The organism is Rhodococcus sp. K11/5 (assembly GCF_055193735.1).
On sequence record NZ_CM143721.1, the window covers coordinates 3302166 to 3327674 of the forward strand.

General features: G+C 68.8%; 27 protein-coding genes. 13 read left to right on the plus strand and 14 right to left on the minus strand.

The genetic code is table 11. From position 1 onward, the window contains the following. Window position 1: 1 nt before the first annotated feature. Together ACY466_RS15520 and ACY466_RS15525 are read right to left on the minus strand one after the other, a co-directional pair. A complete protein-coding gene (locus tag ACY466_RS15520; protein ID WP_463246363.1) occupies window positions 2-1144 on the minus strand; it encodes an N-acetylglucosamine-6-phosphate deacetylase in 1143 nt (380 codons plus the stop codon). Then, window positions 1141-2310: a PTS transporter subunit EIIC gene (locus ACY466_RS15525; protein WP_463252322.1), complete on the minus strand. Its 1170-nt coding sequence runs from the start codon at window positions 2308-2310 to the stop codon at window positions 1141-1143. Before ACY466_RS15525 ends, ACY466_RS15520 begins: the two co-directional genes overlap by 4 nt. Before the next feature lie 276 nt (window positions 2311-2586). Here ACY466_RS15525 and ACY466_RS15530 point away from each other — a divergent pair, with 276 nt between their 5' ends. Next, window positions 2587-2817, plus strand: coding sequence for a glucose PTS transporter subunit EIIB (locus tag ACY466_RS15530; RefSeq protein WP_463246365.1), 231 nt, complete (start codon window positions 2587-2589; stop codon window positions 2815-2817). Further along, window positions 2814-3266, plus strand: a complete 453-nt coding sequence (locus ACY466_RS15535) for a PTS sugar transporter subunit IIA (protein ID WP_463246366.1) — start codon at window positions 2814-2816, stop codon at window positions 3264-3266. Before ACY466_RS15530 ends, ACY466_RS15535 begins: the two co-directional genes overlap by 4 nt. 15 nt (window positions 3267-3281) lie before the next feature. On the opposite strand, the gene ACY466_RS15540 is transcribed toward ACY466_RS15535, so the two are convergent. Together ACY466_RS15540 and ACY466_RS15545 are read right to left on the minus strand one after the other, a co-directional pair. Continuing rightward, window positions 3282-4028 (minus strand): GntR family transcriptional regulator, encoded by a 747-nt coding sequence (locus ACY466_RS15540; RefSeq protein ID WP_463252323.1) that lies wholly within the window; start codon window positions 4026-4028, stop codon window positions 3282-3284. Window positions 4029-4179: 151 nt separating this feature from the next. Further along, window positions 4180-5043: an SDR family NAD(P)-dependent oxidoreductase gene (locus ACY466_RS15545; protein ID WP_463246368.1), complete on the minus strand. Its 864-nt coding sequence runs from the start codon at window positions 5041-5043 to the stop codon at window positions 4180-4182. A gap of 85 nt (window positions 5044-5128) precedes the next feature. Here ACY466_RS15545 and ACY466_RS15550 point away from each other — a divergent pair, with 85 nt between their 5' ends. Continuing rightward, on the plus strand, window positions 5129-6334 hold the full coding sequence (locus tag ACY466_RS15550) for a benzoate/H(+) symporter BenE family transporter (protein WP_463246370.1): 1206 nt from the start codon (window positions 5129-5131) through the stop codon (window positions 6332-6334). Then, complete coding sequence (locus ACY466_RS15555; protein ID WP_463246372.1) at window positions 6331-6789, plus strand: acyl-CoA thioesterase; 459 nt, start codon at window positions 6331-6333, stop codon at window positions 6787-6789. The genes ACY466_RS15550 and ACY466_RS15555 overlap by 4 nt, the downstream gene beginning before the upstream one ends. 7 nt (window positions 6790-6796) lie before the next feature. On the opposite strand, the gene ACY466_RS15560 is transcribed toward ACY466_RS15555, so the two are convergent. The 4 genes from ACY466_RS15560 to ACY466_RS15575 form a co-directional block, all read right to left on the minus strand. Next, window positions 6797-7825, minus strand: a complete 1029-nt coding sequence (locus tag ACY466_RS15560; RefSeq protein ID WP_463246373.1) for a phosphotransferase family protein — start codon at window positions 7823-7825, stop codon at window positions 6797-6799. After that, window positions 7822-9039: an acyl-CoA dehydrogenase family protein gene (locus ACY466_RS15565; RefSeq protein WP_463246375.1), complete on the minus strand. Its 1218-nt coding sequence runs from the start codon at window positions 9037-9039 to the stop codon at window positions 7822-7824. The genes ACY466_RS15560 and ACY466_RS15565 overlap by 4 nt, the downstream gene beginning before the upstream one ends. A gap of 25 nt (window positions 9040-9064) precedes the next feature. Continuing rightward, entirely contained in the window at window positions 9065-9889 is an 825-nt protein-coding gene (locus tag ACY466_RS15570; RefSeq protein WP_463246377.1) for an SDR family oxidoreductase, read from the minus strand. 106 nt (window positions 9890-9995) lie between these two features. After that, entirely contained in the window at window positions 9996-11489 is a 1494-nt protein-coding gene (locus tag ACY466_RS15575; protein ID WP_463246379.1) for a cryptochrome/photolyase family protein, read from the minus strand. Window positions 11490-11563: 74 nt separating this feature from the next. Here ACY466_RS15575 and ACY466_RS15580 point away from each other — a divergent pair, with 74 nt between their 5' ends. The 4 genes from ACY466_RS15580 to ACY466_RS15595 all read left to right on the plus strand — a co-directional run bounded on the left by ACY466_RS15580 (window position 11564) and on the right by ACY466_RS15595 (window position 14886). Beyond that, window positions 11564-11776, plus strand: a complete 213-nt coding sequence (locus tag ACY466_RS15580; RefSeq protein ID WP_463246381.1) for a hypervirulence associated TUDOR domain-containing protein — start codon at window positions 11564-11566, stop codon at window positions 11774-11776. A 243-nt stretch (window positions 11777-12019) separates the two neighbouring features. Further along, the gene (locus ACY466_RS15585) at window positions 12020-13129 is read left to right on the plus strand and encodes a thiamine pyrophosphate-dependent enzyme (RefSeq protein WP_463246383.1); all 1110 of its coding nucleotides are present in this window, start codon (window positions 12020-12022) and stop codon (window positions 13127-13129) included. Further along, a complete protein-coding gene (locus ACY466_RS15590; RefSeq protein ID WP_463246385.1) occupies window positions 13126-14142 on the plus strand; it encodes an alpha-ketoacid dehydrogenase subunit beta in 1017 nt (338 codons plus the stop codon). Before ACY466_RS15585 ends, ACY466_RS15590 begins: the two co-directional genes overlap by 4 nt. Before the next feature lie 90 nt (window positions 14143-14232). Continuing rightward, window positions 14233-14886, plus strand: coding sequence for a hypothetical protein (locus tag ACY466_RS15595; protein WP_463246387.1), 654 nt, complete (start codon window positions 14233-14235; stop codon window positions 14884-14886). 68 nt (window positions 14887-14954) lie between these two features. On the opposite strand, the gene ACY466_RS15600 is transcribed toward ACY466_RS15595, so the two are convergent. Genes ACY466_RS15600 through ACY466_RS15610 form a run of 3 tightly spaced genes read right to left on the minus strand, consistent with a single transcriptional unit; the run spans window position 14955 to window position 17811 of the window. After that, window positions 14955-16373, minus strand: coding sequence for an NAD(P)(+) transhydrogenase (Re/Si-specific) subunit beta (locus ACY466_RS15600; RefSeq protein ID WP_463246388.1), 1419 nt, complete (start codon window positions 16371-16373; stop codon window positions 14955-14957). After that, window positions 16370-16705: an NAD(P) transhydrogenase subunit alpha part 2 gene (locus tag ACY466_RS15605; protein WP_463246390.1), complete on the minus strand. Its 336-nt coding sequence runs from the start codon at window positions 16703-16705 to the stop codon at window positions 16370-16372. The genes ACY466_RS15600 and ACY466_RS15605 overlap by 4 nt, the downstream gene beginning before the upstream one ends. After that, window positions 16705-17811, minus strand: a complete 1107-nt coding sequence (locus ACY466_RS15610) for an NAD(P) transhydrogenase subunit alpha (protein WP_463246392.1) — start codon at window positions 17809-17811, stop codon at window positions 16705-16707. Before ACY466_RS15610 ends, ACY466_RS15605 begins: the two co-directional genes overlap by 1 nt. Window positions 17812-17986: 175 nt before the next feature. Between ACY466_RS15610 and ACY466_RS15615 the strand changes: the two genes are divergently transcribed. After that, the gene (locus tag ACY466_RS15615; protein WP_463246394.1) at window positions 17987-18793 is read left to right on the plus strand and encodes an SIR2 family NAD-dependent protein deacylase; all 807 of its coding nucleotides are present in this window, start codon (window positions 17987-17989) and stop codon (window positions 18791-18793) included. Beyond that, the gene (locus ACY466_RS15620; RefSeq protein WP_463246396.1) at window positions 18790-19206 is read left to right on the plus strand and encodes an HIT family protein; all 417 of its coding nucleotides are present in this window, start codon (window positions 18790-18792) and stop codon (window positions 19204-19206) included. The genes ACY466_RS15615 and ACY466_RS15620 overlap by 4 nt, the downstream gene beginning before the upstream one ends. Window positions 19207-19232: 26 nt before the next feature. Here the strand turns inward: ACY466_RS15620 and dhaL are convergent, their stop codons facing one another. Then, complete coding sequence (dhaL, locus tag ACY466_RS15625) at window positions 19233-20903, minus strand: dihydroxyacetone kinase subunit DhaL (protein WP_463246398.1); 1671 nt, start codon at window positions 20901-20903, stop codon at window positions 19233-19235. Between the two features lie 78 nt (window positions 20904-20981). Here dhaL and ACY466_RS15630 point away from each other — a divergent pair, with 78 nt between their 5' ends. After that, the gene (locus ACY466_RS15630) at window positions 20982-21530 is read left to right on the plus strand and encodes a cysteine hydrolase family protein (protein ID WP_463246400.1); all 549 of its coding nucleotides are present in this window, start codon (window positions 20982-20984) and stop codon (window positions 21528-21530) included. 5 nt (window positions 21531-21535) lie between these two features. After that, window positions 21536-22174, plus strand: coding sequence for a Type 1 glutamine amidotransferase-like domain-containing protein (locus ACY466_RS15635; RefSeq protein WP_463246402.1), 639 nt, complete (start codon window positions 21536-21538; stop codon window positions 22172-22174). A gap of 42 nt (window positions 22175-22216) precedes the next feature. Here the strand turns inward: ACY466_RS15635 and ACY466_RS15640 are convergent, their stop codons facing one another. Beyond that, complete coding sequence (locus tag ACY466_RS15640; RefSeq protein WP_463246404.1) at window positions 22217-22603, minus strand: hypothetical protein; 387 nt, start codon at window positions 22601-22603, stop codon at window positions 22217-22219. Window positions 22604-22865: 262 nt separating this feature from the next. Here ACY466_RS15640 and ACY466_RS15645 point away from each other — a divergent pair, with 262 nt between their 5' ends. Continuing rightward, window positions 22866-24230, plus strand: coding sequence for an FAD-binding oxidoreductase (locus ACY466_RS15645; protein ID WP_463252324.1), 1365 nt, complete (start codon window positions 22866-22868; stop codon window positions 24228-24230). A 128-nt stretch (window positions 24231-24358) separates the two neighbouring features. On the opposite strand, the gene ACY466_RS15650 is transcribed toward ACY466_RS15645, so the two are convergent. Next, the gene (locus ACY466_RS15650) at window positions 24359-25312 is read right to left on the minus strand and encodes a type IV toxin-antitoxin system AbiEi family antitoxin domain-containing protein (protein WP_463246406.1); all 954 of its coding nucleotides are present in this window, start codon (window positions 25310-25312) and stop codon (window positions 24359-24361) included. Window positions 25313-25509 lie beyond the last annotated feature (197 nt).

Genomic DNA, 25509 nt, shown 5'->3' on the forward strand with positions numbered 1-25509 from the left:
GTCAGAGCACCTGTCCTCGTCGAATCACATTGTGTACGTTCAGATCTGCGTCGGTGATCACCAGATCGGCGATCAGCCCCCGCTCGAGCCGTCCGACGTCCTCGCGCCCCAACAACCGCGCCGGGGTGTCCGACCCCATGCGGACCGCCGCCACGAGGTCGATGCCGGACTCGGTGACCGCACGTCGCACGATGTCGAGCACCGTCGCGGTACCACCCGCGATCGCCCCCGACTCGCCCGCGAGGCGAGCGACCCCGCCCTCGACCGTGACGTCGAGAGCGCCGAGCCGGTACGCGCCGTCCGACATCCCGGCGGCCGCCATCGCGTCGGACACGAAGGTCACCTGTTCGGGGCCCACGAGGTCGACGACCATGGACACGGTCTCGGGAGCGAGATGCACGCCGTCGCCGATCAATTCGAGCACCATCTCACCTCGCGCCGCGGCGGCCAGACACGCGGCGGCCGGTCCCGGCGCCCGGTGATGCATCGGCGGCATCCCGTTGAACAGATGCGTCGCGCTGACCCGGGGACCGAACAGCGGCAACGACGCGGTGACGAGCGCCGCGTCGGCGTCGGTGTGACCGAAGCTGGGGAGGACACCGCGAGCGGCCATGGCGGCCGCCAGAGCCGATGCGTTCGACGTCTCGGGCGCGAGCGTCATGGACCGGACCGCGCCGCGAGCGGCCGCGACGATGTCCTCGAACAGCGCGGGGTCGCCCGCGAGGATCGAACGTGGATCCTGTGCCCCGCAGCGTGATCGGGCCAGAAACGGACCTTCCAGATGCACACCGTCGATGTCGCCGGAGTCCCGCAGTTCGGCGAGGACGGCGGCCTGGCGCATCAGCACGGCGGGCGGAGCGGACACCAGCGAGGCCAGCATGGTGGTGGTGCCGCCGCGGCGGTGGAAGTCCACCGCCGCGCGGGCACCGTCCGCGTCGGCCTCGGGGAAGCCGAAGCCACCTCCCCCGTGACAGTGGACGTCGATCATTCCGGGCAGGATCGTTCGATCCGACTGCGGGGCCGGGCAGTTCGGGAGATCCGCCGCGGGCCCGACCCACTCGATGCGGTCGCCGTCGATCACCACGACGCCGTCGGACAGGACGGCGTCGCGGGTCACCACGGTGCCGCGATGGATCGAGGTCACGCCTTCGTCGTGCTGTCGGCCCCGTCGAGCACCGCGTCGTCCTCACGGCCGGGCGTGCGCAGATTCCACTTCTTGATCACGAAGCTGAAGAGGAAGTAGTAGACCACCGCATAGCCGAGGCCGATGGGAATCAGCATCCAGGCGTTGGTGGCGATACCGAAGTTGAGCACGTAGTCGATGGCACCGGCGGAGAAGAAGAAGCCGTCCTGGATGCCGAGGGCGTTCACCAACGCCATCGAGGTTCCCGTGAGCACCGCGTGCACGATGTAGAGCGGCCACGCGACGAACATGAACGAGTACTCGAGGGGTTCGGTGATGCCGGTGACGAAGGCCGTGAGGCCGGTGGAGAGCATGATGCCGCCGACCAGTTTCTTCTGCGAGGGCTTCGCGTTCCGGTAGATCGCGAACGCGGCGGCGGGAAGGGCGAACATCATGATCGGGAAGAAGCCCGTCATGAAGACGCCGGCCGTGGGATCGCCGGCGAAGAACCGGTTGAGGTCACCGCGCACGATCTGACCGCTCGCGTCGGTGTAGTCACCGACGAGGAACCACACCACGGAGTTGAGGATGTGGTGCAGACCGGTGGGGATCAGCATGCGGTTCGCGAAGCCGTAGATGCCGCCGCCGACCACGGCGTTGTCCGCGACCGTGGTACCGACCCAGCTCAGGGCACGGTAGAAGAGGGGGTAGACCAGAGACATCAGGACGCCCACGACGAGTCCGGTGATCGCGGTGAGAATCGGGACGAGTCGGCGACCGCTGAAGAAGCCGAGGTAATCGGGAAGCTTCGTCCGATAGAAGCGCTGCCACAGGATCGCCGACAGCAGTCCGATCACGATGCCCGCGAGCACGCCGTAGTCGATCATGGCCGGATCACCGTTCGCGTCGACCTCGTCGGCGAGCACCACCGGGGACATCGCGGCGAAGACACCGTCGACCACCATGTAGCCGACCACGGCGGCGAGAGCGGTGGAACCGTCGGCCTTGCGAGCCCACCCGATGGCGATGCCCACCGCGAAGATCAGCGGGAGCCACGTGAAGACGGATTGGCCCGCGGAGGAGATGATCGATGCGGTGGTCTCGAGCGGGGTGAAGCGACCGAGGAGGTCCGGTTGGCCGATGCGCAGGAGGATGCCCGCCGCCGGCAGCACCGCGATGGGCAGCATGAGCGAGCGTCCGAAGCGCTGCAGACCGGCGAGGCTCTTCGATTCCTTGACGGGTTCGGACGGCGATGCCGCGCCGTCGGCCTTCGTCGTGTCGGTTCTGTCCGCTGCCATGGGAGACCCTCTTCTCGGTGACTGTTGTGGACCGGGGACCCAAGGGGTACTGTCCGGTCATAACCAGTTGTAGTTTGACCAGGTAGCGACGTGATGTCAACCTCGGGTTGTGACCGCTGCTACACGCGATGTGTGCGCATCGCCCGACGAATGGGAGTTCGAAAGATGTCCAAAGCAGACGCGATCGTGGCCGGTCTCGGCGGAGCCGACAACATCGTCGAGATCGAAGCGTGCATCACGCGGTTGCGCACCGAGGTCAAGAACGGATCCCTGGTCGACGAGAGCGCGCTGAAGGCGGCCGGCGCTCACGGGGTCTTCCACAAGGGCACCGCCGTCCAGGTCATCGTCGGACCCGAGGCCGACACTCTCGCCGAGGACATCGAGGACATTCTGTGACCGACGTCCTCAGCCCGCTCGGCGGCCGCGTCGTCGCACTGGCCGGCGTTCCGGACCCGGTCTTCTCGTCCCAGATGGTGGGCGCCGGCGTGGCCGTGGTCCCCGACGAGGCGGACGGCATGGTCGACGTGCACTCCCCCGTCGCCGGCCGGATCCTCAAGTTGCATCCCCACGCCTTCGTCGTGATGACCGAGGCGAAGCAGGGCGTCCTGGTGCACGTCGGCATCGACACCGTGAAGATGGCCGGATCCGGCTTCGAGCTCGTCGCGGCCGAGAAGGACTCGGTCGAGGCCGGCCAGGTCGTGGTGCGCTACGACCCCCGCGCCGTCGCCGCGGCCGGCTACAGCGACGTGTGCCCGGTGGTGGTGATGGACACCGCGGCGGACTCTCTCGCCACGCCGTCCGTCGGTCGCGGCGTCGCCGTCGGCGAGGCACTCTTCTCGGTCTGAGCCTCGCGCGCTGCGTCAGTCGCGGCTCATCGTCCGCCGCTGGCCCTGCACCTCCATCGAGAGCTGGTACCGATCGCATCGGTACCAGCTCTCGGTGTGTTCGATGGGGCGATCGGCGCTGAAGGAGACGCGGTCGAAATACAGCACGGGGGCACCACGTTTGGTGCCGAGGAGCGTCGCGGTGTCGTTGTCCGCGGCGGTGGCGCTGACCGTCTGTTCCGCGCGATCGATGGTCAGTCCGTAGTGGGTGAACACCGCGTCGTAGATGGACGACGCGAGATCGTGGTCGATCAGGCCCGGAAGGACCGTCGGGTCGAACCACCCGTCGTCCACGCTCACGGGCTCGCCGTCGGCCAGCCGCAACCGCTTGATGTGATAGGCCTTGGCGCCGTCCAGGATTCGGAGCGCCCGCACGGTCGCCGCCGACGGATCCTCGAGCCGAGCGAACAGCACGACCGTCGTCGCCTCGAGCCCCTGGGCGCGCATCTCCTCCGTGAACGACGCCAGGTGCAGTCGCGACTGCACCGGTCGACTCGCCACGAACGTGCCCTTGCCGCGCACCCGCACCACGTGGCCCTCGTTCACCAGCTGACCGATGGCCTCGCGGACGGTGATGCGGCTGACGCCGTAGTCCTCCATCAGCTTTCGCTCGCTCGGCATCAGATCACCGGGCTGCAACTCCTTGGTGCACTGGTGCAGCAGGATGGCGCGCAGCTGCTCGTGCTTGGGAACGGCGGTGTCACGGAGATGGACGGGCATCACCACGGTTCTGCGACCTTTCGGGCGGTACGGACGCGAGCGGTACGGACTGGTCCGGTCCAACACAGGATACGGCCGACGCGACCGTCCGCGGACGGTTTTCCGACGCGTCGTGGCGGCGAGGCACCGCGCCGCGTCTCGGTCGGCCCGCCCGTCAGGTCAGCCCCACCAACTTCTGCGACCCGGTCCACAGACCGTCGACCACGGCCCGGTCCTCGACCTGCTTGTTGGTTCGCCCGTCGGCCTTGTGCCGGCTGTAGTACTTCCCGGCGATCTCGGCGTCGGACTTGTCCGCCGCGAGTGAGACGAGCGGCGCGGCGCCGGACTCGGCGTCGATGGACACCAGGTACTTGAGCGGCGTCCGGTAGATCACGGTGAACAGCGGGTTGTCGTGCCCGAAGTTGCTGCGCACCGGGCCCGGATGCACGGCCACGGACGTGATGCCTTTGTCGGACCACCGCGCCGTCGCGCCGTAGGTGAAGCCGATGTTCATCAGCTTGCTCGTGCAGTAGGCGCGAAACTCCGCCGGCTTCGACCGGTCGTACGCCAGATCGTCGAGGTCGATCCTGCCGCCCAGATTTCCCACCGACGACGTGTTGACGATGCGGCTCCCCCGCTCACCGCCGAGGCGGGCGAGCAACAGGTGCGTCAGCAGGAACGGCGAGAGGTGATTGATCTGAACGTTCGGCTCGTGCCCCTCCGCCGTGCGCTTCTTCGGATCGAACGTTCCGCCGGCGTTGTTGAGCAGTACGTCGATGTGCTCGACGGACTCCGAGATCTCGCCCGCGACTCGGCGGACATCGTCGAACGACGCGAAGTCGGCGACGAACGCGCGCCCGCCGATCGACCGAGCGGCGTCCCGAGTCTTCTCCGCCGACCGACCGACCACCAGCACGTCGGCGCCGCGACGGGCGAGGGTCTGTGCGGCGATCTTTCCGATGCCGTCGCTGGCTCCCGTCACCACGACGGTGCGGCCGGTGAGCGAACTCGGGGTGGATCCGGAACTCGAGCTGGGCACGTCGGGTACCTTCCGATCTGCGTCGTGGTCGGGTGGTGCGTGTCGCCAGCCTAACCGGCGGCCGCGGCCGCACTAGGTTGTCTGCATGCCGCCGGACCCACCCCCGTCGCCGGAGACCCCGACGACCCCGCCCACGCCGCTCTCGCAACCCGTCGGCGCCGGGATCGTCACCGCCCTGGTCGGTTTCACCAGTTCGTTCGCGGTGGTCCTCGCGGGGCTCCGGGCGGTCGGCGCCGACACCGCGCAGGCGGCGTCGGGATTGTTCGCGATGTCGCTGGTGATGGCGTTCGGAATCATGTTCCTGGCGTGGCGGTATCGCATACCGATCACGTTGGCGTGGTCCACGCCGGGGGCGGCCCTGCTCGCGGGCACGGGTGTCGTGGTCGGTGGCTGGCCCGCGGCGGTGGGGGCCTTCGTGGTGACCGGACTCGCGATCGTCGTCACGGGCCTGTCCCGACGCGTGGGGGCACTGATCGCGTCGATCCCGGTATCGCTGGCGCAGGCGATGCTGGCCGGGGTGATCCTCCCCCTGTGCCTGGCGCCGGTGAGCGCCTTCGCCGCGAACCCGGCGGCGGTGGCCCCGGTCGTGGTGGTGTGGCTGGTCCTCGTGCGGTTCGCTCCGCGGTGGGCGGTCCCGGCCGCCTTCGCCGCCGCGGCCGTGGTGATCGCCGTCGAGGTGGTCGCGGGCTCCGCGACGCTGGACACCGCGACCCTCGTCCCGCTCGTGGATCTCACCGCGCCCACCTGGACGTGGCAGGCCATGATCGGTATCGCCCTTCCGCTCTACGTCGTCACCATGGCCTCGCAGAACATTCCGGGCAGCGCGGTGATGGCGTCGTACGGCTACGCCGTGCCCTGGCGGCCGGCGATGGCCGTGACGGGGGTGGGGACGGCGCTGAACGCACCCGCGGGCGTGCACGCGGTCAACCTCGCCGCCATCAGCGCCGCGCTCGCGGCCTCACCCGACGCGCACCCCGATCCCGAGCGACGGTGGACGGCGGCGTTCTCGGCCGGGGTGACCTACCTCGTCCTCGGGCTGGGATCGGCGGCCCTGGTGACGCTCGTCGCCGCCGCGCCGGACGGCATCATCGAAACCGTCGCCGGGCTCGCACTTCTCGGTGTTCTCGCGTCCTCGCTCGCCGCGTGCCTGAGCGAGGAACGCGGACGGGAGGCCGCCGTGATCACCTTCGTCATCGCCGCATCCGGAGTGACCATCGGCGGAGTCGGCTCGGCGTTCTGGGCCCTCGTCGTCGGGTTGGCGGTGCGCGCCGCGTTACTGTCGAGGGCGTGAGCACTGGCGAGAGCGAGAAGAAGACCGTTGCGGCAGCCGACTATCCGGTGCTGTGGCCCGTGCCCACACGCTGGGCGGACAACGACCACTACGGCCACGTCAACAACGTCGCCTACTACGCCTTCTTCGACACCGCGGTCAACGCCTGGCTGATGGACGCGTCGGGGGTCGACATCCGTGCACTGCCGGCGATCGGCATCGTGGCGGAGACGTCGTGTGTCTTCCTGCGCGAGCTGAGCTTCCCGGATGCCGTTCAGGTCGGCATCTCGATCGAGCGCCTCGGCACCCGCTCGATCGTGTACTCGCTCGCCATCTTTCGGCAGAACCCCGACGACGCGGCCGATCTCCAGCCCGCCGCGACCGGGCGGTTCGTGCACGTCTACGTCGACGCGACCACCCGGACACCGGTCGAGATTCCGACCGAGATCCGGGCGGCCGCGGCCGCAGCGACCTGAGCGGGCGTCAGAGAATCCCGGCGTCGGCGGCGGTGGACATCGCGCGGCCGATGATGCCGTCGATGAGCCCGGTGTCCGGGCCGCCGTCGCGGGCCCGGTTGCGCTCGTCGTTCATGGCCCGGCGCAGCACGCCCTCGGCGATGATCGACAACTTCCACAGCGCGAGCGTGTGCCAGTACCCCACCGCGGCGACGTCGCGACCGGTGGACTCGGCGTACGCCGCCACGAGGTCGTCGCGCTTCGGGAATCCCGGCAGCGTCGAGGACAGGAAGAACCCGGCCGTGTCGTCCTCGGCCTCCGACCAATAGGCCAGCAGCGCACCGACATCGGCGAGCGGATCACCGAGCGTGCACAGTTCCCAGTCGACGACCGCGACGATCGATCCGTCGTCCGTCGAGGTGATGACGTTGCTCAGATGGAAATCGCCGTGGACCAACGAGAGCTCGGCCTGCTCCGGCGCCGAGGCCGACAGCGCGGCCGCCAACCGTTCGATGTCCGGGACCTCTCGGGTCTTGGACTGCTCCCACTGCGCGGACCACCGCTTGAGTTGCCGTGCGGCATAGGGCTTGTGGCTGGCCAGGTCGATCAACCCGGTTCGCTCGAGGTCGACTCCGTGGATCCGCCCGAGCGTCGCCGGCATCTCGAACCCGATGGTGCGGCGACGATCGACGTCGAGCCCCTCGGCGACGGACAGATCGTCCACCACGAGGCCCTCCACGTAACTCATGAGCACCAGCGGTGCGTCGGTGACGGCGGGATCGTCGGTCAGGGCGATGGTCTCGGGGACCGGAACCGCGGTGTCCTGCAACCCGGACAGGATGCGATATTCACGCGCCACGTCGTGCGCCGACGCGAGCAGGGTGCCGAGCGGCGGGCGACGCAGTACCCACCGCGATCCCTCGGCGTCTCGGACGAGGTACGTCAGGTTCGACTTCCCGTTCCCGATGCGCTCGAAGGTCAGCGGGGCGACGGCACCGAGGCCGAGTCCGGTGATCCACGTGGTCACCGCACCGTCGTCGAGTCCCGCGGTGCTCACGTGGTGGTCTTTCGGTACGGCGCGAGCTCCGTCCGGGCGATGGTCCGCTTGTGCACCTCGTCGGGACCGTCGGCGAGCCGCAGCGTGCGCAGATGCGCGTACATGCTGGCCAGCGGGAAGTCGTCGGACACCCCGCCGCCGCCGTGCACCTGGATGGCGCGATCGACGATGCGCAGCGCCATCTGCGGAGCGGCGACCTTGATGGCCGCGATCTCCACGCGCGCTTCCTTGTTGCTGTACTCGTCCATGATCCAGGCGGTCTTGAGCGTGAGCAGCCGAGCCATCTCGATGTCGATGCGCGACTCCGCGATCCAGTCCTGGATGTTCGCCTGTGCCGCGATCGGCTTACCGAACGCCACGCGCGAGGACGCCCGGTCGCACATGAGCTCGAGGGCGCGCTCGGCCATGCCGATCGCGCGCATGCAGTGGTGGATGCGTCCGGGGCCGAGGCGGGCCTGGCCGATCATGAATCCCGCACCGACACCGGCCAACACGTCCTTGCCGGGCACGCGGACGTTCTCGAAGAGCACCTCCGCGTGGCCCTCCCGGTCCTGGTAGCCGAACACCGGGAGTCCGCGCAGGATGGTGACGCCGGGAGCGTCGATGGGGACGACCATCATCGACTGCTGCTCGTACGTCGCCGCGTCGGGTGCGGTCTTGCCCATCACGATGAGCACCTTGCAGTTCTTGTGCAGCGCGTTCGAGGTCCACCACTTGCGCCCGTTCAGGATCCAGTCCTCACCGTCCTGCTTCATGCTCATGGCGATGTTGGTGGCGTCGGAGCTGGCGACCTCGGGCTCCGTCATCGCGAAAGCAGAGCGAATCGTGCCCTCCAGCAACGGCTTCAGCCACTTCTCCTTGTGCTCGTCGCTTCCGAAGCGGGTGAACACCTCCATGTTGCCGGTATCGGGTGCCGCGCAGTTGCAGGCCTCGGGGGCGATCGACGGGCTGCGGCCCATGATCTCGGCGAGCGGTGCGTACTCCGCGTTGGTCAGACCGGGACCGTAGGCGGGATCCGGGTGGAAGAGGTTCCACAGTCCGCGGGACTTCGCCTCCGCCTTCAGCTCCTCGATGATCGGGGGCTGGAAGTGCGGATCACCCGATTCACGAATCTGCTTCTCGTACACGGCCTCCGCCGGGTAGACGTGCTCGTCCATGAACGCGATGAGCCGCTTCTGGTAGTCCTTGCAACGGTCGGTGTACGCGAAATCCATGATGGGTCCTTGTCCGGGTCGAGGTCTACCGGCCACCGGAGGTGGCACGGGCTTCCAGAGAGGTGCGGTAGCGCTGCATGCCGGCGATCCACCGGTCGTAGTCGGCGCTCTTGTGGGAGTACATGGTGAGCACCTCGGGGTGCGGGAGAATCAGGAACCTCTCGTCGGCCATCGCCTCGAGCACCACTCGCGCGACGTCCTCGGGTTCGAGGACGGTTCCGGCGGCGGTGACGGCGGAGGCCGCGACGGAGGCATCCGCGCCGGCGCCGCTGTCGAAGCCGGAGTTGAGCAACGCGGTGTTCACCCCCATCGGGCAGAGGCAGCTGACCGCGACGCCGCGATCGCCGTACGTGACGGCGAGCCATTCGGCGAACCCGACGGCGGCGTGCTTGGACACCGAGTAGGTGGCCGATCCGATCTGGGTGAGGAGTCCGGCGGCGGACGCGGTGGAGAGGAAGTACCCACTGCCGCGCTCGAGCCACCCGGGCATCAGCGCGCGAGCCGCACGGACGTGGGCGAGCACGTTGACGTCCAGAGCGACGCCCCACGACTCGTCGGAGCTGTCGAGCCCCATCCCGGCCGTCGTGCCCGCGTTCGCCACGAAGATGTCGACGGGCCCGAAGGTCGCCTCGGCGGCAGCGATCAGGGAATCGATGACGGCGGGGTCGGACACGTCGCCGCCGGCGGCGATGCACCGTTCCCCGAGTCGGGCGGCCACGGCGCTCGCCGCGTCGGCGTTCAGGTCGGCGACCAGCACCGACGCTCCGGAGTCGACGAGGGCGGTGGCGATGGCGGCACCGATGCCGGCTCCGCCTCCCGTGACGATGGCTACCTTGTCTGTGACCTGCATCTCTCAGATGGTAGGTCGTCCACTCGCTGCCGGATCAGCCGGGGCGGTCCAACTCGAGTCCGAACTCGAGTTCGAGCCTGCGAGCCCGGTGTCCGCCACCGGGGTGTCACCAGGACTCGCGGAATTTCTCCTGTTCGAGGACCGCGTCGAGATCGGCCAGCTTGTTCATCGACGCGACGGCGCGCGAGGTTCGCACGTTCTTCTTCAGTCGATCCTGGTGGCGGTGCGTGAAGGCCCAGTACCCGGCGGTGAACGGACAGGCGTCGTCGCCGAGTCGCTTCTTCGGGTCGAACGCGCAGCCCTTGCAGTAGTCGGTCATCTTGTTGATGTACGCGCCCCCGGAGCTGTACGGCTTGGTGGCGATGACACCGCCGTCCGCGTGCTGGCTCATTCCGATGACGTTCACCGGCATCACCCACTCGAACCCGTCCACGAAGTTCTCGGTGAACCAGCGGGTCAGCGCGATGGGGTCGTACCCCCGCTGCAACGCATGGTTGCCGAGGATCATCAGCCGCGGAATGTGGTGCACCCATCCCCGGTCGTGCACCCCGGCCAACGAATCCGACAGGCATCGTGCGGTCACCTTCTCGGCGTCGAGCTCGGCGAACCACTCGGGCAGGGGCGTCTTCGCGTCGAGGGCGTTGCCGTCCCGATACTCCGCGCCCAGATGCCAGTAGAGGTGCCAGACGTACTCCCGCCACCCGATGATCTGCCGGACGAATCCCTCGACGCTCGACAACGGAGCGTCCCCGTCGAGGTAGGCCTGCTCGGCCGCGCGCACCGCGTCGAGAGGGTGGAGCAAGCCCAGATTGAACGGGACCGAGAGCAACGAGTGCGACATGGTCCAGTCCTGCGCCATGACCGCGTCCTCGTAGGGGCCGAACGACGCGAGCCGGGTCGAGACGAACGTGCGCAGTGCCGCCTTCGCTTCGTCGGCGGTGACCGCGAACAGCCGCGGACCGTCTTCACCGGACCAGTCGACGTCCATGGCGTCGAGGTCGGCTCGCACCGCCTCGTCGATCTCGTCCTCGGTGGGCCACCACGGAGCGGGTACACCGAGATCGGTCTGCTTGGCCGGCGGCTTCTCGCGATTGTCCGCGTCGTAGTTCCACGACCCACCGGCGGGAAGTTCGCCGTCCATGAGGATGTCGAACCGTCGACGCTGGTCGCGATAGAAGTTCTCCATCAGGAACTTGTTCTTGTCGGACGCCCACTCGGCGAACTCCGCCCGCGAGAGAGCGAAGGTCGGCGTCGGGAGCACCTCCTCGACCAACCCCTCGTCCTGCAGCCGCGCGACGAACGCCTCGGCCGAGCGAGAGGTCGGCTCGTGCACCACCACCGGTCGACCGAACTCCACGAGCCCGTCCCGGTACGTGTCTGCCCGGATGTAGGTCGCGCGGTCTCCCAACTCCTCCGCGAGATGCCGCATCCCCGACAGGATCAGGTGAGCCTTCTGCCGATGCCCTCGTCGGCGCCCCAGTGCGCGGGCGGACTCGATGATCACCACGTCGCGCTCGGCGTGGGCGTCGGTCGAGTGCACGTGCGAGCCCAGTTGATCGGCGAAGACCCAGAGCGGCGCGAGTGCGGAAGATCCAGACATGGGAGCCGAATGCCCCGGACCGCGTGAATCGAACCTCCGAATCCCGAGCGGCGGACAGGTTCGAATACTCGTTCATGGCATACAGCAAAGGTACGAAGGTCAGTTGGAATTGGGGCCAGGGAACGGCCGAGGGAAAGGTCGTCGAGGTCCACAAGGAGAAGATCTCCAAGACCATCAAGGGCTCGGAGATCACGCGTAACGGGACGGACGACAACCCCGCCTACCTTCTCGAACAGGAGGACGGCACGCAGCTGCTCAAACTGGACAGCGAGCTCGAGAAGGACTGACCCCCACCCGACGGCCCGGTGCCCGCGGCATTGGGCACGGTGATCGATCGAGGCACCCGGCGAGGAGTTCCGTCGGGCGAGATGCGCAATCCGAAAGTCGACACTTGCGCATTTCGCCCCACGGGGCATGCTGTGAGGTGAACCACACACGGTTCGTCGCACCGTTCGCCCGAACGCGTTCGATCGCTGACGACGTCCACGATTCCCACGAGGAACACGGGCGTCGGACCGGAGGTAGACGTGATGATTCCCGATCCCGATCCCCGACCGCTCGCACCTCCCCGCTCGGTGCGACCCCCCGTGGACCACATCGCGCATCCGGTCCAATTGGTCCAACCCGACGGATTACGAGTGCACGACCGCGAGCACTGGTCGTTGCTCTCCGACATCGGCCCGGAACAGATGATCGGCCTCGTCCGCGACATGACGATCGCGCGCCGCATCGACACCGAGGCCACCGCCCTGCAACGGCAGGGCGAACTCGGCCTGTGGGCCCCGCTGCTGGGGCAGGAGGCCGCGCAGGTCGGCTCCGCGCACGCCCTCGCCGCCGAGGACTACGTCTTCACCAGCTACCGCGAGCACGCCGTCGCGTTCTGCCGAGGCGTCCCGCCCGAGAAGTTGACCGCGCTGTGGCGCGGAACCGCACACTTCGGCTGGGACCCCGACGAGTTCAACATCTCCAACCCGGCGATCATCGTCGGTGCGCAGGGACTGCACGCCACCGGCTACGCGATGGGCGCCCGGCTCGACGGCGCCGAGATCGCCACCGTCGCCTACTTCGGTGACGGAGCCACCAGCGAGGGCGACATCTCCGAAGCCCTGTCGTTCTCCGTCTCCTTCGGCGCGGGCGTCGTCTTCTTCTGCCAGAACAATCACTGGGCCATCAGCGAACCGGTCGCCCTGCAGAGTCCGCTGCCGTTGGCGGCCCGAGCGGCCGGCTTCGGCATGCCCGCCGTACGCGTCGACGGAAACGACGTGCTCGCGGTCCTGGCCGTGACGCGCGAGGCCACGCACCGCGCCCGCACCGGCGGTGGCCCCACGTTCATCGAGGCCATGACCTACCGCATGGGTCCGCACACCACGTCGGACGATCCCTCGAAATACCGCGCGGACGCCGAGCGCGACGTCTGGGCCGCGCGTGACCCCCTCGATCGACTCGACCGACTTCTGCGTCGGGAAGGCATTCTCACCGCGGCCGTCGACGCCGAAATCGCCGCCGCGGCCGACGACGTCGCCGCCCGACTGCGCGCTGCCACCATCGACGCCGAGGATCCCCTTCCGTCGACCCTGCTCGATCACGTGTACGCCGAGCCGCACCGTCTCGTCGACACCCAGAAGGAGGTCCTGCTGTGAGTACCGGAACCCTCGAGCACACCACCGACGCGTCGGCACCGACGGAGAAGGGCACGCTCGGCGGCGCCCTCAACGCCGGCCTCCGCGTCGCCCTCGAACGCGACCCGAAGGTCGTCCTCATGGGACTCGACATCGGCAAGCTCGGCGGCGTCTTCCGCGTCACGGACGCGTTGCAGAAGGACTTCGGCGACAACCGCGTGATGGACATGCCGCTGGCCGAGTCCGGCATGGTCGGTACCGCGTTCGGAATGGCGCTGCGTGGTTACCGGCCCGTCGTCGAGATCCAGTTCGACGGCTTCGTCTACCCCGCGTTCGATCAGATCGTGTCCCAGGTGGCCAAGATCCGGTACCGCACGCAGGGTCTGGTCGGGGCGCCTCTCACCATCCGCATCCCGTACGGCGGTGGTATCGGCGCCGTCGAACACCATTCCGAGTCTCCCGAGGCCTACTTCGCCCACACCGCGGGCCTGCGGGTCGTCTCACCGAGCACCCCGCACGACGCCTACTGGATGCTGCAGCAGGCCATCGCCTCGGACGATCCGGTGATCTTCTTCGAGCCCAAGCGCCGCTACTGGGACAAGGGCGAGTGGACCACCGACGCGCCGGACCTCGCGCTGGACAGTGCTCGCGTCTGCCGTCCCGGCACCGACGTCACCGTGGTGGCCTACGGGTCGACGGTCAAGACCGCCCTCGCGGCGGCGGCCGTGTCCGCCGACGAGGGGCACAGCTTCGAGGTGATCGACCTGCGCTCGCTGTCCCCCCTCGACACCGACACCGTCTGCGCGTCGGTGCGGCGTACCGGCCGACTCGTGGTCGCGCACGAGGACACCGGCTACCTGGGGATCGCCGCCGAGGTCGCCGCCCATGTCTCCCGCGAGTGCTTCTACTCGCTCGAAGCACCCGTCGAACGCGTGACCGGATTCCACACGCCGTATCCGCCGGCCCGACTCGAGAAGCACCACCTTCCCGACGTCGATCGGATCCTGGCCGCCGTGGACAGCGTGCTCGCCTGAGCCGCGGTGGCCGCACCGGCGGCAGGAGTGGGGAAGAACACACCGTCGATCACAGACTGTTGCCAGAGTCCTTCGCCATCATGGGGACCCGTGACACCCACGACCACACAGCAGATCGCCCTGAAGATTTCTCGCACCACGCCACGACTGTGGGGTAGCGCGGCGGTGTTCGCCGCCCTGCTCCTGGCCCTGTACGCCGCCCTTCCGGCGCTCGGCGTCACATTCTCCCCCGCGTCGAACGTCGCCGAGGTGCTCTACCGGCCGTCGGCCGCTCTGCTGAACGCGGTCGACGTCACCTCGGTCCTGGTGATCGTGGCGGTTCTGGCCGTCGTCACGGTGGTGCGCGGACTTCCTTACGGCATCGGAGCCGTCCTGCTGCTCTCGCTGGGCGCCACCATCGGCACGGCCATCGGGCGTTCCCTCGTGGGTACCTACGTGACGCCGTCCGCTCTCCCCGATGCTCGGTTGGTCGCCGTGACCGCCATCGTGGCCGCCGCGTCGCTGACCCTTCCCGCACGCGTCGTTCCCGCGGTCGTGGGTCTGGGCGCCGCGGTCGTCGTGGCCGTGTCCGGGGCCGCGCTCGTGACGGCGTCCGCGAGCATCGTCGGTGTCGTCGGGTCGCTCGCGGTCGTCGGATTCTGGTGGTCGGTGGCCGCGGTCATCATGGCGCACTCGCCCATCGCCGCCGCCCGCGAAGCGAAGAACCCCATGAACACCGCTGCCCTGATGCTCCGCCGCGACTAGGCGAACGGGACATCAGGGCAGCGGGTCGAGGGACCCCGATGACTGGGCCTCGATGACAGGGCCTCGAGTTACAGGGCCTTGAGCTCCTCGGTGACCTCCGCGACGGACTTCTTGGCGTCGCCGAAGAGCATGGACGTTCCCGCCGCGAAGAAGAGCGGATTGTCGATGCCCGCGAAGCCCGAGCTCATCGACCGCTTGAGCACGATGACCGACTTCGACTGGTCCACGTTGAGAATCGGCATGCCGTGGATGGGGGACGACGGATCGTTGCGGGCCGACGGGTTGGTGACGTCGTTCGCGCCGATCACCAACGTCACGTCGGTGCGGCCGAACTCGTCGTTGATGTCGTCCATCTCCTTCATCGCGTCGTAGTCGACATCGGCCTCGGCGAGGAGCACGTTCATGTGCCCGGGCATCCGACCCGCGACGGGGTGAATCGCGTACTTGACCTCGACGCCCTTGGCCTCGAGCAGTTTGGCCATGTCCTTGACCGCGTGCTGGGCCTGGGCCACGGCGAGCCCGTAGCCGGGTACGACGATGACCTGGTTGGCGTAGGCCATCTGGATCGCGGCGTCGGCGGCCGAGGTGGAGGTGACCGTGCGTTCCTCGGCGCCCCCCGCGGCCGCAGCGACCGCACCGCCACCGAATCCACCCGCGACGATCGCCGGAATGGACCGGTTCATCGCCTTGGCCATGAGGTTCGTCAGGATGGTGCCCGACGCGCCGACGATCATGCCGGCGACGATCATCGCGGTGTTGTCCAGAGCGAGACCCGCGGCGGCGGCCGACAATCCGGTCAGGGCGTTGAGCAGCGAGATCACGACGGGCATGTCGGCGCCACCGATGGGAAGCACGACGGTGAGACCGAGGATGCCCGCGGCGACGAGCACCAGGATGATCCACCACTGGGACACCCCACCGCTCGACGCTCCGAGGCCGATCACCACCGCGGCGGCGACCGCGGCGATCAGCAGCAGCGCGTTGAGCGGTTGCTGCAGTCGGCCGACGGTGATCGGCCGACCCGGAAGCGTCTCCTGAAGCTTGAGGAACGCGATCGAGGAGCCCCAGAACGAGATGGAACCGATGATCGCGGCGAACAACGAGCCGATGATGACGGGAGCTGTGGGGCCGCGGTCACCGTGGAAGTCGGAGAAGCCGCTGGTGTCCAGGAACTCCGACCAGGCGATGAGGGCGACCGTGCCGCCGCCGACACCGTTGAACAGCGCCACGAGCTGCGGCATGGCCGTCATCTTGACGCGGCGGGCCGGCGGAACGCCGAGGATCACACCGACCACGAGCCCCGCGACGATGAGGAGCCAGTTCCCCGTGTCACGGATGGAGATGAGCGTGGCGACGATCGCGAGGGCCATACCGGCGGCGGCGATCTTGTTGCCCCGCACGGCCGTCTTGGGCCCGGTCAGACCCATCAGACCGTAGATGAACATGGAGAACGAGACGATGTAGAGGACCGCGACGAGGTTGTTCACTGCGCGTCACCCTTCGTGGGATCGGCCGAGACCTTCTCCGGCGCCTTGCCCTTGAACATCCCCAGCATGCGATCGGTGACGACGAAGCCGCCGATCACGTTGACGGTTCCGAACACGACGGCGACGAACAGGATGATCTGCATGAGGATCGACGGGTTCTCGACGCTGCCGAGCACCACGAGCGCGCCGAGCACCACGATGCCGTGAATGGCGTTGGTGCCGGACATCAGGGGCGTGTGCAGAGTGTTGGGCACCTTCGAGATGACGGCGAAGCCGACGAATCCCGACAGCACCAGGATGCCGATATTGGCCAGCAGGCCGGTGTAGTCCATCAGGCGTCTTCCTTGTCACGGGTCACGCAGGACTGCGCGAGCACCTCGTCCGAGAAATCCGGAGCGAACGCACCGGTGTCGTCCAGCATGAGTTCGATCAGGGCCGAGACGTTCTTGGAGTACAGCTCGGATGCGTGTTCCGGCATCGTCGCGGGCAGATTCAGCGGCGAGCAGATGGTGACGTCGTGCTTGACCACCGTCTCGCCGGGTTCGGTGAGCTCGCAGTTGCCGCCCGTCTCACCGGCGAGATCGACCACCACGCTGCCCGGCTTCATGCCCTCCACCGCGGCGGCCGTCACCAGCCGCGGCGCCGGTCGACCCGGCACCAGCGCGGTGGTGATCACGACGTCGAAGCCCGTGATCGCGTTCTCGAGAGCCTTCTGCTGCTGCGCTCGCTCGTCGTCCGTCAGTTCACGCGCGTAGCCACCTTCGCCCGCCGCGTCGATACCGAGGTCGAGCCACTGCGCACCCACCGAGCGAACCTGGTCGGCGACCTCGGGCCGCACGTCGTACCCGGTGGCGCGGCCACCGAGTCGCTTCGCCGTGGCGAGTGCCTGCAGCCCGGCGACCCCGACGCCCAGAACCAGGACGGACGCCGGCTTCACCGTGCCCGCCGCGGTGGTCAGCATCGGGAAGAACCGAGTCGACTCCGAGGCGGCCAGCAGCACGGACTTGTACCCGGCCACGTTGGCCTGCGACGACAGCGCGTCCATCACCTGGGCGCGCGAGATGCGGGGGATGGCCTCGACCGCGAACGCCTGCACGCCGGCGGCGGCGAGCGTGGGGATGATGGTGTCCGCGTTGCGCGGGGCGAGGAACCCGACGAGCGTCGAACCGCTCTTCAGCTTGCTCACCTCCGCCTCGGACGGCGGCGCGACCTTCACCACGACGTCCGCCGAGTACGGATCGCCCACCGTGGCGCCCGCGTCGACGTACAACTGGTCCGGGATCAGCGCACCGAGTCCGGCGCCGGATTCGACGACCACCCGAACGCCCTTGCCGACGAGCGACGCGACGACCTTGGGGACCAGTGCGACTCGCCGCTCCCCTGCGTTCGTCTCGCGTACGACCCCGACGAGCGGCCCTGCCTCACGACTTGTTTCCAACGGCTCAGTTCTTCCTGTCGAAGCTCCAGTGACCCCTGCGAGGGGGCCTGATCGTAGCCAGGCGCGGCTACCGAAAAGTAACTTACGACAAGGTTTTGTTCGTTGTGTTCACGGAATGTGAGAGAACTCATAGACCTGGCCCGTCGTGTCGGAGCCCTTTGGCACACTCGCACTCATGACCTCGCTCGAACCCCCTGTGGACTCGCCGAAACCGGACGCCGCCGTCCTCGACGCGATCGCCGCGGCCGCCACCGTCACGGTCCTCACCGGAGCCGGGATGTCCGCCGAATCCGGTGTCCCCACCTTTCGCGGTGCGCAGACCGGTCTGTGGAAGCGATTCGATCCGACGGAACTCGCCAGTCCCGACGCGTTCACCCGCGACCCGGACCTGGTGTGGGGGTGGTATCGCTGGCGCGCAGGTCTGGTCGCGGCGGCGCAGCCGAACGCCGGGCACACCGCACTCGCACAGTGGCAGAACGACGCCGCCGTGCGCGGGGGTCGGGTGCTGATCGGCACACAGAACGTGGACGACCTGCACGAGCGCGCCGGATCCGAGGTCGTCGCCCACGTCCACGGCACCCTGGCCGCGGTGCGGTGTTCGATCTGCGACCGCCCGTACGTCGGACCCCTCGACACGATCGAGACCGAGGAGCTGCGGTCGCCGCCGCCGCTGTGCGAGGAGTGCAGCAGCCCGGTGCGCCCCGGTGTGGTGTGGTTCGGCGAACCTCTCCCCGAGGATCAGTGGGAGGCCGTGGTGGCCGCGGTCGAGGCGTCGTCCGTGGTTCTCGTCGTGGGGACGTCCGGGCTGGTCTACCCCTTCGCCGGACTGCCCGGCATGGCGCGAAGCGTCGGCGCCACGGTCGTCGAGATCAACCCCGAGGAGACCGCGGTGTCCGACCTCGCCCACCACCGATGGCGAGCGAGCGCCGCCGTTGCGCTGCCCGCCCTGGTGACCGCGCTGGCGGCAGGGGTCGGCCGATGACCGAGTGCGTGTTCTGCGACATCGTCGACGGCCACGCCCCGGCCACGGTCGTCCACGAGACCGACACCGTGCTGGCGTTCCTCGACATACGACCGGTCACCCGCGGTCACACGCTGGTCATTCCCAAGACGCACTCGTCGGGGCTCGCGGAACTGGACCCCGCCGTGGGCGCGGACGTGTTCGCGACGGGTCAGACGCTCGCCGCAGCCATGCGGCGCAGCACCATCGCGGCAGACGGGGTGAACCTCGCGATGAACGACGGGCGCGCCGCGTTCCAGACGGTGTTCCACTCGCACCTGCACGTCGTCCCCCGCCACCACGGCGACAAGGTCCGGTTCATCGCCGGGTTCCTCACTCGCAGGCAGAGCGAACCGGAGGCCACGGCCGCGGCCATTCGCGCCGCCCTCACCTGACCCGTTCCCCAGTTGCGCGACTCGTGTCAGCGAGCGGCGGCCGCGGCCTCCTCGAAGAACCAGGAGATCACCAGCGCGCCCGGATCCACGACGCCTCGCGCGGCATCGCCCACGTAGCTCGCGCGCCCACGCTGCGCGAGCAGGTCGGCGGTCTCCTCCACTCCGCGCGCCGCGGCGGAGGCGGCGGCCGCCGTCGCGTCGGCGAGCGATCGGCCGGGCTCCGCGCGCAGTGCCTCCGATGCGGGCGCGAGGGCGTCGACCATCGTCTTGTCGCCGACCCGGGCGCCACCGAGTTCGGTGATCGCATCGAGCCCCGCGGCCGTTCCGTCCGCGAGGGTCTCGGCACTCACCCCGTGATCGGCGAAGGTCACCGCGAGTCGGTGGAAGAACACCCCGAAGAGCGCACCGGACGTACCACCGGCGTCCTCGAGAAATCCCCGCGCCAACCTCTCGAACAGCGTTGCGGGAGAATCGGTCTCGCGCAGCTCGACACCGGCCAGTCCGGCAGACATGTTGGTGCCGAAGTCGCCGTCACCGGCCCGGCGATCGAGATCGGTGAGGTCGTCGACGGCGTCGGACACTCGCTGCACGAACGACGAGACCCAGCGGGAGACGACGGCGTCGGGCTCGCCTCCGTCACCGAGTTGCGCCACGGGCCGGTCGTCCGTCTCCCGGTCGGCCCACTCGATGTCCCGCACCGGGGCGTTGGGCCACCCGGGAGCGGCGGTCGGCGCATCCCACAGCTCGAGCATGTCGTCGTCGCACGTCACGAGGGTGAGCGAGACACCGGCCATGTCGAACGCGGTCACGAACGTGCCCACCAGCACGCGTCGTACCCGCACTCCCTTCTCGCGCAGGTGCTCGGCCGCGTCGCCGAACACCACGTTCAGCTCGAGCGGATGGGACGCACCGAGACCGTTGACGACGAGGATGACGTCCGCACCCTCCTCGATACCCGACGACGCCAGAATCGGGTCGAGCAGGGCCGCCACCAACTCGCGCGCCGTCGGGGTCGAGACACGGGAGGTCCCCCGCTCGCCGTGGATGCCGACGCCCAACTCCACCTCGTCGTCTCCGAGCTCGAACGACGGTTCGGTCGAGCCCGGGACGGTGCACGCGCGGTAGGCGACGGCCATGCTGCGCGAGGCGTCGGCGACGCGTTGTCCCCAGCCGAGCACGGTGTCGAAATCGTCACCGCGGGCCGCGGACGCGCCACAGACCTTCTCCACCACGATGGTCGCGCCCGTTCCCCGACGGCCGGGTCCGTCGTCGGATTCCGATGCCACGTCGTCGGCCACCACCACGGTCCCGACGCGCATGCCGCTGTCGCGACACATGGTCGCGGCGACCCGGAAGTTGATGATGTCGCCGGTGTAGTTCTTCACGATGTGCACCACGCCCGCACCGGAATCGACTGCGCGCGTGGCCGCTTCGATCTGGATGGCGTTGGGAGAGGTGAACACCAGCCCGGGGCAGGCGCCGTCGAGCATGCCGGCACCGACGAAGCCGGCGTGCATGGGTTCGTGGCCCGACCCGCCTCCGGACAGGAGCGCGACCCGACCCTCGTCGGTGGGGGTGCGCCGGGTGAAGTACCCGGGGCGGGGGTTCCAGGCGAGGTCGGGCGCCGCGGCGGCGGCAGCGCGCGAGGCGTCGGCGATCAGGTCGGCGGGCGAATCGATCATCTTCTGCAGCGACATGCTTCGACCCTACGAGGTCGTGCGGTCGCATCCCGGCGTTTCGTGTCGGGCAGCGAGCCTCGAGAGGACAGTGGAGGAATGACTACCGCACTCCTGCTCATCGATCTGCAGAACGACTACTTCCCCGGCGGGGCCTTTCCCCTCGTCGAACCCGATGCGGCGGTGCGAGTCGCTGCCCGCGTTCTCGACGCGCAGCGGGCGGCGAACGCACCCGTCGTCCACGTCCGGCACGTGTGGGAGGGACCGGACGCGACGTTCATGCGTCCGGGAACCGACGGCATCGAGACCCACGCGGCGGTGACGCCCGCCGAGGGCGAGACCGTGGTGTCGAAGAATTTCCCCAACTCGTTCCACGAGACGGATCTGCACGAGACGCTGAACTCGCTGGGCGTCGACGAGCTCGTGGTGGTCGGGATGATGAGCAGCATGTGTGTCGACGCGACGGTCCGTGCGGCCGCCGATCTGGGGTACCGGGTCACGGTGGTCCACGATGGTTGCGCTGCACCGGATCTCACGTTCGGTGACACCGAGATCCCCGGGGCGCAGGTGCACGCCGCGATCATGGCCGCCCTGGGAAGCATGGTCGCCACGGTGGTCTCCGCCGACGAGTTGCTGCGAACGACCTGACGACGATGCGTCTCTTCCTGGCGTCGTATCGGTTCGGCCTGCACCGCGAGCGATTCCTCGAGATGACCGGGGAACCGGGTCGGATCGTGGTGATCGCCAACGCGGTCGACGCGTTTCCGACCGAGGCGCGTGCGTCGGCCGTGACGTCCGACATGACGCTGCTGCGCGCGGCGGGTTTCGCTCCCGAGGAGCTCGATCTTCGGCGCGTGCGGTCCGGCGCCGAGGTCGAGGAGGTACTCGCGGACGCGGGCGCCGTCTGGGTGCGCGGCGGCAACACCTTCGTGTTGCGCAGCCAGATGGCGCTGTCCGGTGCGGACGTCGCGATCCGATCGCTGCTCGAGAAGGACGCTCTGGTCTACGGCGGATACAGCGCCGGATCGTGCGTTCTCGGTCCGACGCTGCGCGGCATCGAGCACGCGGACCCGCCGGAGGAGGTCGAGCCGACCACCGGTGGCCCGGTGCTGTGGGACGGGCTCGGAGTCGTCGACGTCGTTCTCGTGCCGCACTGGCGCTCGCCGGAACTGGATCCCGACGACGCCGGCGCCGTGATGGTCGACGAATACCGCTCCGCCGGAACGCCGTTCGCGACCCTGACCGACGGTCAGGTCTACCTGCGCCGAGGGGACACGGTCACCGTTCTGTGAGTGCGCTCGGTTCTGGGGGGCGCTCGGTTCCGGGAGGGCGGATCAGCCGATGTGCGAGATCGGGACGACGAACGGGGCGAGCCGGTCCATCGAGGCCCAGGCGAGGCGGCACCGCCGGGCGGTGACCTGATCGGCGTCGCGGAGCAGGATCTCGAGCAGCAAGGACGGCTGTTCGCGCCACTGGCGGTCGAGGTGCGCGATTTCTGCGGGGGCGAACAGGCCGGACCGTTCCAACGCGTCGGTCCACTCGTCGACCTCACCGCGGTGCAGCGACTCGAGGGTGTCGTACGCGACCCCGGTGGTGCCGAAGTCGTAGGAGAACAGCGCTGCCGCGCATTCTGCCGGCCCGTTTCCCGACGCCGTCGGTGTCGGTGCCGCCGCCAGCTTCGACGGTGCCGTGTTCTTCGACGTGCTCTTCGACGGTGCCATGAGTGCCTCCTTCTCGCCCCCTCGGCTTCGGCGGGAGTGCCGACGTCCGTATCGACGAACGGTAACGCCGCGGTGCACACGAATCGGCTGCCATCGGGCCACAACTTGGTAACAGAGTTACTGCTGTTACTGGTGTTGCTTGCCGACCGGCCGGTTCGCTCACTCGATTCGCCGCGTCGTGCCGACACCGACGAGTAGCGTCGGACGCAGAGACCGCCGTCACACTTCGCCAGGTCGTGACACTTCGCTAGGGGGAACCGCCATCGATCCACGACTCGAGGCCCTGTCCGACATCGTCGGGGCCGACTGCATCGTCACCGATCCGGACGTCACCGCGGGATACCGCCAGGACTGGGCCCGCGATCCCGACGCCGGCACTCCACTCGCCGTCGTCCGGGCGCGCAGCACCGAGGACGTGCAGGCGGTGATGCGCTGGGCGACCGAGCATTCCGTACCCGTGGTTCCGCGCGGCGCCGGATCCGGACTGTCCGGCGGCGCCACGGCCGTCGACGGCGGCATCGTGCTGACCACCGAGGCGATGCGCGAGATGACGATCGATCCCGTCACACGCACGGCCGTCGTGCAGCCCGGATTGCTGAACGTCGAGGTCAAGAAGGCCGCGGCCGAGCACGGGCTCTGGTATCCGCCGGATCCGTCGTCGTTCGAGATGTGTTCGATCGGCGGCAACGCGGCCACCAACGCGGGCGGATTGTGCTGCGTGAAGTACGGCGTCACCACCGATTACATCCTCGGTCTCGACGTGGTGCTCGCCGACGGCATGCTCGTTCGACTCGGCGGCGCCCGACTGAAGGACTCCGCGGGGCTGTCGCTGACCAAGCTCTTCGTGGGCAGCGAGGGGGTCCTGGGCGTCATCACCGGAATCACTCTGCGGCTCATTCCCGCGCAACCACCCGCGAGCACCGTGGTCGCCACCTTCTCCACCCTCGCCGACGCGATGGACGCGATCCTCGGCATCTCGCGATCGCTGCGCCCGGCGATGCTCGAGTTCATGGACAAGGTGTCCATCAACGCGGTCGAGGACGCCCTGAAGATGGGGCTCGATCGCACCGCCGCAGCGATGATCATCGCCCGCTCCGACTCCCCCGGCGCGCATCGCACCGAGGAGACCGCGATCATGGCCGACGCGTGCGAGAACGCGCACGCCACCGAGGTGTTCGTCACCGACGACCCCGACGAGGGCGAAGCGTTCGCCGCCGCCCGCAGATTCGCCATCCCCGCCGTCGAGCGCACCGGCTCCCTGCTGCTCGAGGACGTCGGGGTTCCGCTCCCCGCGCTGGCCGATCTGGTCGAGGGCATCGCCAAGATCTCCGATGCCCGGCAGGTGGTGGTCGCCGTCATCGCCCACGCCGGCGACGGAAACACGCACCCGCTCATCGTCTTCGACCCGAACGACGCCGACATGGAAGCCCGCGCCCACCTCGCCTTCGGCGAGATCATGAGCCTCGCGATCTCGTTGGGCGGCACCATCACCGGTGAGCACGGGGTGGGTCGACTCAAGAAGGCGTGGTTGCCCGACCAGGTGGGCGAGGACGTCATGGAGCTGACCCGGCGCATCAAGGACGCCCTCGATCCGGCGGGGATCCTGAACCCGGGGGCGGTGCTGTAGCGGGCTCTGCGCCACCTGCGCTCCCCGCGCACCCTCCAGCGCTCCGCGGCTCCCCCGCGCACCCTCCAGCGCTCCGCCCGGTTCCCGCGCACCCTCCAGCGCTCCGCGCACCGTGCAGCGTGCGCGTCTCACTGCACGGTGTGCGTGGTGGGAGCGGGCAACCCCCGAGCGAGGGCGAAGCAGCGCTCGATCCGCGCCGCGGTCTCGCTGGAGTAGAGGTCCGACCACGTCCACCGCACCACCACCCACCCGTGCGATCTCAGTCGGTCCTCGCGGCGCTTCTCCCGCACCACGACGTCGGCGGGTCGCTCACCCGCGCGAACGAACTCGCGATACTTCGCCACACCGTCGAATTCGCCGATCACACCCTCGCTCTCCCAGCAGAAGTCGGGCCGCGCGAGAAACGAACCGTCGCTGTCGAACAGGTCGATCTGCAGTGTCGGCGCCGGGAAGTCGTACCGATCGAGGTACACGCGGCTCCGAGATTCACCGATGGATTCCGCGCGAGCGTCCAGGAACTCCAGGACCTTCGTCGCGCGACGTTTCCCGGCCTTCGACGTGGTGGAAGCGAGCGCCTTCCCTATCTCGTCGACGGACACGGCGGCCATTCGCAACGCGGAGTCGCCGACACACACCGCGTGCTCGAAGTCCAGACAGCGCGCCAGATCCGCGACCGTTCGCGCCGTGGAAGTCACGCGGAGTCCCCCGACCTCGGCGACCTCCCACGCGGGCAGTCCATCTGCGTGTAGGTGCCGGATCGCGTTGACGTGTCCACCCGACGTTCGCGGCGAACTCAAGTGGACCGTCTCGAGGTTCGGCTCCCACATCTCGAAGCCGTGCAGCATCGCGGCGGATTCGCGACTGACAACGACGTCGGGCCCCGATCGGACGACACTCCCCCGCACCGCGACGAGGTGCTTCGCACGATCGTCCATGGACGCCAGCGCACCCGCGGGCAGATAGAGCCCTCGATTCGCGGACTCGATGTCGCCGCGGCGAACGTGTGTCCGCAGGTCGTTGTCGGTCACACCCCGTACGACGGCATCGCGTCGCAACAGTGCATCGCCCCCGGTGATGTCCATCCGTACATGCTGACCCGACGGCCGGACCCCCGAGAAAAGTTATCCACAGCCTCGCCCGTTCCGCGCACCCTCCAGCGCTCCGCGGACCGTGCGGATGCCGACAGTGGGGAGCGCACCCCACCCCCGCGCACCCACCAGCGCTCTGCGCACCGTGCAGCGTGCGCGTCTCGCTGCACGGTGCGCGGCCGCCAACCCAG